Raw genomic sequence first — 11,720 nt, 5'->3', positions numbered from 1 at the left:
AGAGGAGCCGAGCAGGTGATTACGGCCGAGTCGCCCGGATCGATGACAGGATCATAGTTGGTCTTCAGGTCGTTGGCAGCATCGATACGTACCCAGCTCTCGATAGCGAACTCTTCCGAAGGGAAGTTGTCCTGGAAAATATCGAGGTCACGGTACGACCACTGGGGCCCCGACACGTCATATTTGTATAGCCTCACCGAATCGAACCAGGGAGAAGGAGTATGGTTAGCACAATCGCCATACGAATTTATCCAGACATCACACATATCAGTAACTCCCAGCACAACCTGCAGGGGGTGCCCTCCCACGAGATCGCTGATATCGGCGGAAATCTGGATATAATCCAGGTCCGCTCCATAATAGACGAATGACCGATCCTGCCACTGACTGGGACACCCATCGATTATATCGCGGACACTCCACGTATAGAAAACAAGGTTCACAATAGGCAGGTCACGCATTACACAGAACTTGAAAACAGTTCCTCCCAGATTCGGTAACACAGCCGGAGGAATCGCAGTGTCCTGGAATTCGTCACGGTTGCTGCTGTACATGTCTACCTCGATAATCGGTGACGACAGAGACTCATTCTGACAAGGAGCGGTAGTTCCCCCGGATCCTGTGCAGAACGGTGTATCGAAGAGGCCGGGATAATCGGCGCTTGGATATGCTGACCCCTGGAAAAAGATGACCTGGGTCTTGTAGTTATTACCGCAGGGATCCTTGGATATCAAACCTGACGCAAGGCCTGCGAAACTGCCATATGCGTCTTCCGTAGTCGCGTACCAGAATCCATCGTCTGATGAAAGTGCGTCGAGACTCTCACCTTCCCAGTCTTCAAAATTGATCTGTCCCGATGAATCAGAGACCCTGATACTGTCTATGATACAGGCGCCATCGGTGTCCCACAGGCCATCCTGATCCGACCAGGCGCCGTCAGAGTTGAAGCGAAACCGCAGTTTTGTTGCTACCTGAGAGAGCAGCATAGTGTGTGTGGCTACGATGTTTTCCAGACCTTCGTACATGGCCAGTTCTTCCCAGACACCGTCGCCCTGATCATACTCGATGAAAGTCCGATCGTAATCGGGCTCTGAATCGAAATACCCCTTATATGAGAGAGTAAGGATCCCTGTTATCGGAAAAGCCTCGGTCGTAAGCATTTGTCTCCAACTATTCCCATAACCGGGCGAGCTGTTCCAGTTGCAGAGATACCAGAACGGCGCCTTGGCGCGTGCATCCTCTGCCGGCCTGGTTCCACACCACATCGACTTCGTACCTTCCAGGGCGTAGAGACCTCCATAATCTCCACCACCGAGCCCGGCAAAATCATCTACGTGAAAGAAAGTATCGATATCTGCTGTATTATCCAAAGTCGTCCAACCCTGCCAGTTCATCGTTTCAAAATCGTACCAGACGAGACAATAGGAGTCGACAGCAGTCGCCGTCATGAGGCTCCTCGCTCCCTGGTCGATGAACTCCTGATTTTCGTTTTCGTGCAGTGATTTCATCAGACGAAGACCGCTCTTGTCGATCTCCCTGGCTGAAGCTGTAGTTATGATGAAAAAAGCAGACAGGGCTACCAACAGGCATACTTTCGCTTTCAACATTATCTTTCCCCCCAAGATGAAGATAGTTTTCAGCGCCATGATTTTTCCTGATTCAAGTCCAGCATATCATAGAGAAGCGCATTCGTCAACTATTTGCTTCTTAACAAGATAAGACAATCTGCATTCATACATTGACCCTTTCTCCACTTTGGAATAGACTGATCGGACTATGACTCTGATAATAACGATACTTCCAGAATGGGGGGATGATCGATGAGAAATATATGTGGAACAATCCGGAATATCTCCGGACTCTCTCTCCTGTTGGTCCTTGTTCTTTCCGTCTCCTGCAGTGATGATAATCCAGTAGATAACGAAGATGGGCTGCTGCGCATCTCTGTCTACTCCGGCAACAATCAGACAGAAAGGGCAGGAGCTGCGCTCCCGGAACCACTCGTTGCAAGAGTAGCCGACCTGCTTGATGATCCACGCGCTGGCGTGACCATCGATTTCTCCACTTCGGCCCCGGGTTCGGACATCACCCCATCAGCGGTAACGGACGCTGACGGTCTGGCGTCTGCCTGGCTCACCCTCGGATCGACCACTGGTGAACAAACTGTAACAGCCACGATCACAGATGATGGCGCCGCATTCACAGCGACAGCGGTGATCCCTGAATGTGAGCAGGAGTCTCTTGCTCCTGCCTGCGCCTGGCCCGCCGGCCGGATCTATATTACGACCACCAGTTCCGATCTGTTGACCGGAAGCGGATCTGTCCTGATAGAGTTCGACCCGCTGGCAGAGACCCACGAAAAAATCCTGGAGACCACAGAGACCATCATCGATCTTACTTTCGACTCAAGAGGCGATCTTTTTATCTCCTCTGAGACAGAGATCTTCATAGTCGACCCCGACACTAAAGAACTCACATCCTGGTATACATTCGATTCTCCAGGACAGATCGAGATGGAACCGAACTACGGCAGCGTCCTGACAATAGTCAATTCGACCAGCCTTTACGGCATCTTCTGTCCCTCGTCGGAACTCGCCGCTGAAGTAAGCAGAAGCAGCATCAGCACGAAATGCCTGGCGGTGGAACCTGTATCACGTGACGCGTGGATCATCACCGGCAACAGACCATCATTCACTCTTTCAGGATATGCATGGGACGGGAGAAACAACTTCGGAACCATAAAAAGTTCCACGCTTATCTCCGGCGCGTTCACTCCTGAAGGGATGTGTGCCGACAGCACGGGAACGATCTATGTCGTACTAAACGGAACTGCCAGCGAGATAAGCATAGGCAGGCTGTCCCCCGACGGGGTGTGGACGAATGTCTTCTTCGACCTGTACGACTACACCACGAGCGGCAGGTGGGGCGATATCGCTTATTCAAACGGAAGCCTCTACCTGATCGACATAATAAACAACAGTCTGCTTGTGATATCTACTGAAGGTGAGATTCTCGGTTCGTACGACAGCACCGATTTCTCGACATCCATGAGTGACTTCGAAAGATACGGGATCGCCGCCTCACCATTGATAGTCTGCCAATGAAAAAAGCGCCGGAAGCCAATGCTGTACAGCTGGCGCTCCGACGCTTTCGGTATTCGATTTATGTATCCCGGCTATTTTTTCAGGTTTTCGATAGCTTCCTTGACTGAATTGAAAACATCGAAAATCAGGTTCAGTCGGGTAACCTGAAGGATACCCAGCACCCTGTCATTAGGCTGGCAAAGTTTGATGACTCCGCCCTCCTTCGCATACCTCGACCTGGCTGAGACGAGAATACCCAGACCGGTACTGGAGATCCACTTTACTTTCGACAGATTGATAACGAGATCCAGCTTTTTCTCTTCGACGAGTTCGGATACGACTTCAACCAGCTTCATATTATCGGGGCCGCCATACATCTCGCCGGAAAGCTCAAGTACTGCGATCCCATCTATTTCTTTCTTCTTTATCTTCATTTTCTCTCCCGTTTACAGCTGAACAACACCGGTTCAGAAGCTGGAAAGTGCGCCAGCTTCATCATCATAGACATCGAATACTTCAGGAATGAGACCGCAGGTCTTCAACACAGAGCCGACGCGGTCCGAGACGCTGTGAAGCTTCAACAACGCATCTTCCCTTTTGGCCGAGGCATAGGCAGCAATAAGGACGCCCGCCCCAAGTGAGTTGAGCCATTTGACTTCTCTGAGGTTAAGCACGAACTTCTTCTGTCCTTGCTCGATTCCTTCCTTGATGATCCCGTGTATTCTCTCAGACTTCGGTCCACCGTCGATCTGACCTTCCAAATCCAGAATGACCACTCCGCCGGCATCCCTGTTAGTGATCGTCAGCATACCTGACTCCTCTCTTTACGCACGATGGTCGTTTTTCTTTTAGTTATCTCACTATTGCCTTAATAATAAGGCCTGTTGGCTTCACAACCAAACAGAATATCATCCGATGTCGAATCGTATCATCGGTTTTCGCAGGTGTCAAGTATTGTCGTCATTCCAGTGGAGGAAGAACCTCCTATGCAAGGGCCACATCTCCTGGACCTTCTGTTATCTCACCTATTTTAAACGGCTTCCACCTGTAATCTCCGGTTTTTACGAGAATGTCATCGGCTGAAGGGAGGATCGCAACCATTCCGACTCCCATATTGAAGACTCTGTGCATCTCTCTGTCGCTGACTCCGCCTTTCTCACGGAAATATTCGAACAATGGAGGGACATTCCAGGAAGATCTGTCGATTCGCACGCTACAACCTTCTGGAAGCACTCTGGGAATATTATCGATAAGCCCGCCACCCGTTATATGTGCCAGTCCTCTGATATCGACTATCGCCCTCATCGATCGGATCTCGGGCAGATAACTCCTGTGCACCTGCAGCAGAAGATCCGCGACTATACCGTCTGTTCCGGGGATCTCGTCTTGCACACCAAGGTTCTCATCCTCAAAAACGATCTTCCTCGCAAGGCTATAGCCATTAGTATGCAACCCGCTTGAGGGGAATGCCCAGACCGAATCGCCCGGCCTGATCTTCTTTCCGTCTATCACTTTCTCTTTTTCGATTATTCCGACAATGCACCCGGCAATATCGTATTCACCTTCTTTGTAGAATCCCGGCATCTCAGCCGTCTCCCCACCGATCAGCGCGCAGCCGTTGTTTTCACAACCTCTCGCCAACCCTTCCACTACTGCTTCTACTATTCCAGGTTCGAGCCGGCCACACCCGAAATAATCGAGAAAAAACATGGGTTCTGCGCCCTGAACAAGGATGTCGTTGACGCAATGGTTCACGAGGTCCTCACCGACAGTATTGTGTCGTCCGGTCATGAAGGCCAGCTTGAGCTTCGTTCCCACTCCATCGGCACTGGACACGAGTACGGGTTCGGTGTATCCGGCAGGAAGAGCAAATAATCCCCCGAAATTCCCTATTTCCGAGAGTACTTCCTTACCCCAGGTCGCCTTGACCATTCTGCCGATGCCTTTCATGGCTTTTCCCGCGGCATCAATATCGACACCCGATTCGCTGTATTTTGAACTCAAGATCCAGATCCTTCCCGAAAAGACAGCCATACCCAACACGCCTGGACAACCTATACGCGGAATAATAAACCTAAATCACCTTTGAATCCAGAAGGAAAATGAGTTTTCAGAGCTGGACGTGCTCTGCGAGGGAGTTGTATATCTCGGTGGTCGCGTCGGCTTCTACGATCAGAGGAAATTCACCCTTGCGGTAAAGGTCCAAGAGGATCTCAGTGACCCTTCGATGGAACTGTGTGCCATTGTACGTCTCCAGTTCCTCTATCACTCTCTCGATCGGCAGGGCCTTCCTGTAAGGCCTGTCAGATGTCATCGCGTCAAACGCGTCTACTACCTGGAGGATGTGGGCGGCCATCGGGATCTTATCCTCGGTCAGGCCCCTCGGATATCCTGTGCCGTCCGGTCTCTCATGATGCGAGCGTATTACATTGCCGGCTTCCTTGAGAAACTTGAGCTGTTCGACTATGTCGGCCCCGATATCAGGATGCGCCCTGAGAGCTTTCCACTCGTCATCGGTCAATGGGCCGACCTTGAGAAGGATATCGTTCTGAACCGATATCTTGCCGATATCATGCAGCAGTGCCGCATATTCGAGCTTCTCCATTTCTTTCGACGACTGCCCCATCTCCCTCGCTATGCGAAGCGCGTATCTCGACACCCTGAACGAATGGCCGTGAGTGAACGGATCGGAAGCATCGATAGCGGAAGTGAGCGCGGCGATCGTGTTGATATGCGTCTCACGCATATCCAGATAGAGCTGAAAGGAATATCGCGCCAGGAACAACGGTATGATGAAGAGTGCTATCGTCCAGACTCCCGCCTTGCTGTAGAGTAGCGCGATGACTGCCGCCACTGGGAAAAAGGCCAGGATATGGAAGAAATTCCACATGTAGTTCTGTCTCCACACAGTCACAGGATTCCTCTTGCTGGTCAGCGAAATAATCAGGCTGACCGACCATGTGTTGAACAGGTAATAAACGATTCCCGCTGTGAAAAGGGGTATCAGGAAAAGCGGAGAATCAATCGAAGTGAGGCTGCCGAATGACCTGTAGACTATTCCGGAGATACCGACCGTCATAACGAGCAGAGGTATGTTGAACAGTACTTTTATCAACGGACGTCTCTGGAATAATCCCTCGGTGACAAGTGTCGCCACCGCTTCGATAACAGCCATCACGGCTGGCCCAAAAAGAACTATTCCCGCAAGGTCGATCGGAGACGATGCATATATCGAAGCTCCACCCTTTGGCAGTGATATCTGGACCGAATCAGCTATTATTATGAGAATCAGAAAAAGAAGAATATCCCGCCAGCGATCTGTGGGTAACTCCCTGACAAAATAAGCAAGAAAGGCAAAACCAGCGATGATAAAGGCAGTATAAAATAATTTAAAGCCAATACCCGATTCTTTACTATCCATTTAACTGCCTGCCTGACACCTGGTTACGCGAGAACCTCTAACGTGTTTGCAGCCACACGGGCCACCCCCGCCCTTCAGCTGCAGCATCTGTGCCAACCTCTTGCTGTTGCAGAAATTACCACAACCCGGATTAAATTGGAACATATAATGTGTATGGTTTGCATTATTCCGTAGCGGAAGGTGGTGTCAACTGATCCTGTAATGGATCTCCCTGATCGATTTCCATCTGCCGAATGGCCTGTTGATCGCGTCGAGAACGGCCAGAACCGTCGCCTCGTTCGGATCGCGCCCGACGAATGTGCTGCCCGCGTAGCTTCGCACTGACCTGCCGTCGACTATATCCACAGCGGCGACCATCGCGTTCTTCCCTGCCAGTTCGACCTCATCGATCCCCGCAAGGCATATCTGGAAATCTTCCTCTATCAATTCTGTCAGGGCATGGATGGTGGCACCCGCAATCGTCTCATAGATCGGCCCGGACTTTCTGACAGCTTCGAGACACCCGGCGACCTCTATACCATTTCTTTCGAGCTTCACTTCGACACTGATACTGCTCTCGTTTATATTGAGGCTGAGTCCACGGAAACGTGCCCTGTTATCATCTTCGAGAAACTCAAGTCTGACGGGATCGTCGTTGACCGGATCAGTGTTTACCGGATCGTCGTTTGAATGTTGTCTCTGCACTGTAGTATCTCCAATATTCGCTCTTTCCGTGAACCGCCGTTTGATCACATTGTCCAGTTCCTGCTGGATCTCAATATCATCATCGTCGAGTTCCTCCCGAACCTCGATATCATCGTCGCCCACCTCTTCGAGTTCCTCGGGCTCTTCCTCGGAAGGAGCATCAATGAGCACGACACCGATCTTCCTGTAATCAACGGCCAGTCCGAGCTGCGCCTTGAGGCAGGCATCGACATCGCGGGCAATCATCTTCGGTTGCCTGTCTGTAGCGGCTACCACATGAATCTCGCTGATCCGTCCCGAATCGTCAGTAGCGATCCGGCAGGACTGGACATCCCGAATCTGGAGAATAAGGGTCTCCGCCTTATCTATAACATCCCGCTCGGGGAATTCCTCCAACAATCAATCTCTCCTTTTTCCCATCATTCACACATCTACACCCATTATAGCACGTATTGACGAGAAACTCAATATGGGGAGGTGGATTAACGCTGCTTTAAAGAAAAAAATCAATCCAGGACCTCGTCATCGACTCTGACCATCGCCATCAGCTCGTTGAAACGTTTCCTGATATCGCCGTGCGAGAGGGCTTTCAGCCTCTCCACTGAGAACTGCTCGCAGGTGAAACTTGCCGATACGGTGCCATATACCATGGCGCGCTTCAAGCTCTTGCTGTCGACCTTTCCTGCGGCCGCCAGGCAGGCCATGAACCCGCCCGCAAATGTGTCTCCCGCCCCGGTCGGGTCGGAGACTGACTCAAGTGGGAACGCGGGAGTGATAAACTTCATGTCCTCAGTCATGAGCATCGCTCCATGCTCGCCCTTTTTGATGACGACGACCGAAGGACCCATATCCAGGATGGCCTTTCCCGCATGGAGAAGATTGTTCTCACCGCTGAGCTGACGCGCTTCCCCGTCATTCACGAACAGTATATCGACTTTTGAAAGAAGTTTTTTGAGGCTCTCAGGTTTGCCCTCGATCCAGAAATTCATCGTATCGCATCCCGACACGGTACCCTCATCCATCTGATCGAGTACATCGATCTGAAGATCCGGATCGATGTTTCCCAGAAAGAGAAAACCGCTCCCTCGCCATGATTCCGGCAGGATCGGCTTGAACGTCTCGAAAACATTGAGTTCTGTGACCAGGGTATCCCGCTCGTTCGGGTCGGCCCCGTAACGTCCCTCCCAGAAGAAGGTCTTCCCTCCCTCTACTGTCTCGAGGCCCTCCAGGTCTATACCCTTCGCCTCAAGAACGGCTCGATGTTCCGCCCTGAAATCCTCACCGACCACACCGACAAGCTTCACGGGACAGAACATCGACGCTATCATAGAGGAATATGTGGCGGAACCACCTATCGCCCTTTCCACTCTTTCCTGCGGTGTCTCGATAGTATCAAACGCGACCGAACCTACGATTACTATGCTCATCAGTCTCCTCCTCATAATCGGGATTTTGTCTTTAGCGCCCCTGAGGACATCTACATCCTCTCCGGGGCCGATACGCCAAGCAGATTCAAGGTCTCCGCGAGTACGATCCGTGTGGCTGCGGCAAGAAGAAGCCTGGCCTGGCTGAGCCGCGTATCGTTCGAGACTATTCTGCAGATATGGTAGAACCGATGAAAGGACGCCGCCAGCTCCTGCGCGTAAGTAGTAAGCCTGTGCGGCTCACATGCCTCTGCTGCCCCTTCGATCAACTGGGGAAAGACTACCAGATTCCTTATCAGGCCGATCTCTTCGGGTTCTCCCAGTTTATCGACGCAATCAAGGTCTTCAGGGAACTTCACACCTTCATCGGCAGCGAATGAAATCACGCTGCATATCCTCGCGTGAGCGTACTGGACATAATATACCGGGTTCTCGTCGGTGGACTTTCTGGCCAGTGTAAGATTAAAATCGAGATGCGCGTTCGTCTTCCTCATAAGGAAGAAAAATTTCGAAGCGTCACTTCCCACATCTTCGACAAGGCTCGCCAGCGTTTCAAAGACACCACCGCGTTTGGACATCTTCACCTGCTGTCCGTCCTCTATCAGCCTGACCCATTGAACAGTCATAACGTCGAGCCAGTCCTTATCCGCGCCGAATACAGCCGAAGCTGCCTTGAGTCTACTGATATGGCCATGGTGGTCAGGGCCGAATATATCTATGACATGGTCGTATCCGCGCCTGAACTTGTTGAGATGGTATGCCGCGTCAGCGAGAAAATATGTGGGAGTCCCGTCTGACCTGACCAGGACCCTGTCCTTCTCGTCGCCGAAATCGGTCGATCTGAACCAGACCGCGCCCTCTTTTTCGTAGACCACTTCTTTGCTTTTATAGAGTTCGAGTGCCTCTGTCACCTCTCCACCTTCACGATGGAGAGTGGATTCGTTAAAGAAGGTATCGAAACGCACGCCGAACTTTTCCAGGTCCTCTCTGATCCACGCGGTTATCTTCTCCAGAGCGAGTGAGCCAAAGGCCTCCCGGGCATTTTCATCGCTGGAGTCCAGCCATTCGCGTCCTGTCTCCTCCGGTATTTCTGCCGCTATATCGACGAGGTAGTCACCTGGATATCCGTCCTCCGGAAATTCGACATCCTCTCCGATCCTCTGCCTGAACCGCGTCAACAGCGACAGCCCGAGTTTCCTGACCTGGCTTCCCGCATCGTTGAGATAATACTCCGCCTCGACCTCGTGCCCTGTCTTCCTGAGTATGTTGACTAGCGAAGAGCCTACCGCGGCGGCGCGTGCCGCCACTACCACCAGTGGGCCAGTCGGATTGGCCGAGACATATTCGACCTGCACCTTCCTGCCACTTCCGATGTCAGATGCACCATAGGAGGCTCCCATGCTGTTGATCTTCGCAACCTGACTTGAGAGATATTCCATTGAGAAAGTGAAGTTGAGAAAGCCGGGACCCGCTACTTCGACACAATCGATAAAATCATCACCGAGTTCCAGAGAGTCCCTGATCATTTCTGCCAGTTCGCGAGGATTTCTGCCCAGTTTCTTCGCGGCGATCATGGCTACATTGCAGCTGATGTCACCATTTTCAGGATTGTTCGGACGTTCAAGCTGTATACCATCGAGTATACCTTCAATGCCGGCTTTCGTCAGAGCTGTCTCGACCGCGGTCCGGATCCTGTTTCTAACGGAAAGCCCTGTCTTCTCATCGGGGCTACAAGCCATCGGGAAACTCCTCCCTTTCAGCGTCACCCCAGAATTTCTCCAGTCCGTAGTACTCTCTGACATCAGGCCGGAAGATATGGACGACCACCGTGAAGCAATCTATCAATATCCAGTTACCTGATTCGTAACCCTCCACATGAAGGATGACATCTTTTTTCTTGAAGCGTTCCCGCAGATGATCTGCGATGGTACGTGCATGAGTATCGCTTCCCGCACTGAGAATCACGAGATAGTCGGTGTAACTTGATATTTTTTTCAGATTGAGAAGGACAATGTCCTCAGCCATCTTGTCGTATGCGGCCCTGATCATCATCTTGGCCAGTGTCTTTGGTGCTGTAGCCAATTACTTCAATACCCCCTTGATCCGTTTCCCACAGGCCGGGCAACTTTCGCCCTCGATCATGACCGTTGTGGAATAGCCAGATCTCATTATCAGATTTTCCCCGCAATCGGGGCATAACGTGTTCTCTGTACCTTCGATGAATATATTACCAATATAGACATAATCAAGGAATCTTCTGGCCGTTTCCCATGATTCCTTCAGAGTGGAAGAAGACGTAGGTGGTATATCCTTCATCCTGTATCTCGGGAAAAACCGCGACAGATGCAGGGGAATATCTTTCGATATTCCGGCCAGCCAGCGTGCGAGAGCCTCTATTTCGGAAGGCGAATCATTCAGGCCGGGAATAATCAAGGTCGTGACCTCGACATGCGCTGCCCCGGCCGCGGCCTCGACGAATCTTTTTACAGGCTCCAGTGAACCGCCACAGTACTTTCTGTAGAAATCGTCATTAAAACTCTTCATGTCGATATTGAAACCGTCCACCATCGGAATGATCCGCTCCGCAGGCCCATCGTTCAGATAGCCGTTCGTCACAAGGACCGATTTGAGTCCTTCCTCCCTCAGAAGCGGAAGCACATCGATGAGATACTCGTACCACAGAAGAGGCTCGGTATATGTAAAGGCGACGCCGACAGATCCTCTGGAGCGTGCGTGGGCGGCAAGCTCATCCGGAGGGATGTACGTCACGGGACAATCCTCCTGGGAGATGTTCCAGTTCTGGCAATGTTCGCAAGTCAGTGTACAACCGTTGGGGCCTATAGAGAGGATCTCGCTGCCCGGCATGAAGTGATAGAGTGGTTTCTTCTCGATCGGATCCACAGCGGCCGTCACAGTCATCCCGTATGACTGTGTTTGAAGAAATCCCCCTTCATTCACTCTCAACCTGCACCGCCCCTTCCCACCCTCTTCAATCACACACAGATTGGGGCAAAGAAGGCATCGGACCACGTTTTTTGGAAGTTTTTCGTAATAAAGAGCTTCCATGACCTCTGTCACGATCTGATTAAAGAAATATCTGCCCGGGGA

The 11,720-nt window shown here is 51.5% G+C and carries 11 protein-coding genes; 1 reads left to right on the top strand and 10 read right to left on the bottom strand.

Features of this window, described 5'->3' with window-relative positions:
• Nucleotides 1–1,646, bottom strand: a 1,646-nt coding sequence (locus tag KOO63_05225; GenBank protein ID MBU8921203.1) for a hypothetical protein, incomplete at its 3' end; no start/stop codon positions are given.
• Nucleotides 1,647–1,820: 174 nt separating this feature from the next.
• On the opposite strand from KOO63_05225, the gene KOO63_05220 reads away from it, so the two are divergent.
• Nucleotides 1,821–3,104: a hypothetical protein gene (locus tag KOO63_05220; GenBank protein MBU8921202.1), complete on the top strand. Its 1,284-nt coding sequence runs from the start codon at nt 1,821–1,823 to the stop codon at nt 3,102–3,104.
• 71 nt (nt 3,105–3,175) lie between these two features.
• Here KOO63_05220 and KOO63_05215 read toward each other — a convergent pair whose 3' ends face one another.
• From KOO63_05215 to amrS, 9 genes are all read right to left on the bottom strand, one after another.
• Nucleotides 3,176–3,517, bottom strand: a complete 342-nt coding sequence (locus KOO63_05215; GenBank protein ID MBU8921201.1) for an STAS domain-containing protein — start codon at nt 3,515–3,517, stop codon at nt 3,176–3,178.
• Nucleotides 3,518–3,550: 33 nt separating this feature from the next.
• Nucleotides 3,551–3,892, bottom strand: coding sequence for an STAS domain-containing protein (locus KOO63_05210; protein MBU8921200.1), 342 nt, complete (start codon nt 3,890–3,892; stop codon nt 3,551–3,553).
• Nucleotides 3,893–4,067: 175 nt separating this feature from the next.
• Nucleotides 4,068–5,087 (bottom strand): phosphoribosylformylglycinamidine cyclo-ligase, encoded by a 1,020-nt coding sequence (purM, locus tag KOO63_05205; protein MBU8921199.1) that lies wholly within the window; start codon nt 5,085–5,087, stop codon nt 4,068–4,070.
• A gap of 106 nt (nt 5,088–5,193) precedes the next feature.
• A complete protein-coding gene (locus tag KOO63_05200) occupies nt 5,194–6,504 on the bottom strand; it encodes an HD-GYP domain-containing protein (protein ID MBU8921198.1) in 1,311 nt (436 codons plus the stop codon).
• Between the two features lie 186 nt (nt 6,505–6,690).
• The gene (locus tag KOO63_05195) at nt 6,691–7,587 is read right to left on the bottom strand and encodes a hypothetical protein (protein MBU8921197.1); all 897 of its coding nucleotides are present in this window, start codon (nt 7,585–7,587) and stop codon (nt 6,691–6,693) included.
• Nucleotides 7,588–7,694: 107 nt separating this feature from the next.
• Nucleotides 7,695–8,615: a bifunctional hydroxymethylpyrimidine kinase/phosphomethylpyrimidine kinase gene (locus KOO63_05190; GenBank protein ID MBU8921196.1), complete on the bottom strand. Its 921-nt coding sequence runs from the start codon at nt 8,613–8,615 to the stop codon at nt 7,695–7,697.
• Between the two features lie 50 nt (nt 8,616–8,665).
• On the bottom strand, nt 8,666–10,351 hold the full coding sequence (argS, locus tag KOO63_05185; protein MBU8921195.1) for an arginine--tRNA ligase: 1,686 nt from the start codon (nt 10,349–10,351) through the stop codon (nt 8,666–8,668).
• Complete coding sequence (gene rsfS, locus KOO63_05180) at nt 10,341–10,694, bottom strand: ribosome silencing factor (protein ID MBU8921194.1); 354 nt, start codon at nt 10,692–10,694, stop codon at nt 10,341–10,343. Before rsfS ends, argS begins: the two co-directional genes overlap by 11 nt.
• Nucleotides 10,695–11,678, bottom strand: a complete 984-nt coding sequence (gene amrS, locus KOO63_05175; GenBank protein MBU8921193.1) for an AmmeMemoRadiSam system radical SAM enzyme — start codon at nt 11,676–11,678, stop codon at nt 10,695–10,697.
• Nucleotides 11,679–11,720 lie beyond the last annotated feature (42 nt).

This window comes from Candidatus Latescibacterota bacterium, from assembly GCA_019038625.1.
Lineage (GTDB): Bacteria > Krumholzibacteriota > Krumholzibacteriia > Krumholzibacteriales > Krumholzibacteriaceae > JAGLYV01.
Note: the sequence above shows the minus strand (reverse complement) of the source record. Positions and strands in the feature narration are given on the sequence as shown.

Bases quoted from the DNA above. Each gene is read 5' to 3' on its own strand.
- KOO63_05190 (MBU8921196.1), bottom strand. From the start codon at position 8,615: ATGAGCATAGTAATCGTAGGTTCGGTCGCGTTTGATACTATCGAGACA.
- argS (MBU8921195.1), bottom strand. From the start codon at position 10,351: ATGGCTTGTAGCCCCGATGAGAAGACAGGGCTTTCCGTTAGAAACAGG.
- KOO63_05200 (MBU8921198.1), bottom strand. From the start codon at position 6,504: ATGGATAGTAAAGAATCGGGTATTGGCTTTAAATTATTTTATACTGCC.
- amrS (MBU8921193.1), bottom strand. From the start codon at position 11,678: ATGGAAGCTCTTTATTACGAAAAACTTCCAAAAAACGTGGTCCGATGC.
- KOO63_05220 (MBU8921202.1), top strand. From the start codon at position 1,821: ATGAGAAATATATGTGGAACAATCCGGAATATCTCCGGACTCTCTCTC.
- KOO63_05215 (MBU8921201.1), bottom strand. From the start codon at position 3,517: ATGAAGATAAAGAAGAAAGAAATAGATGGGATCGCAGTACTTGAGCTT.
- KOO63_05210 (MBU8921200.1), bottom strand. From the start codon at position 3,892: ATGCTGACGATCACTAACAGGGATGCCGGCGGAGTGGTCATTCTGGAT.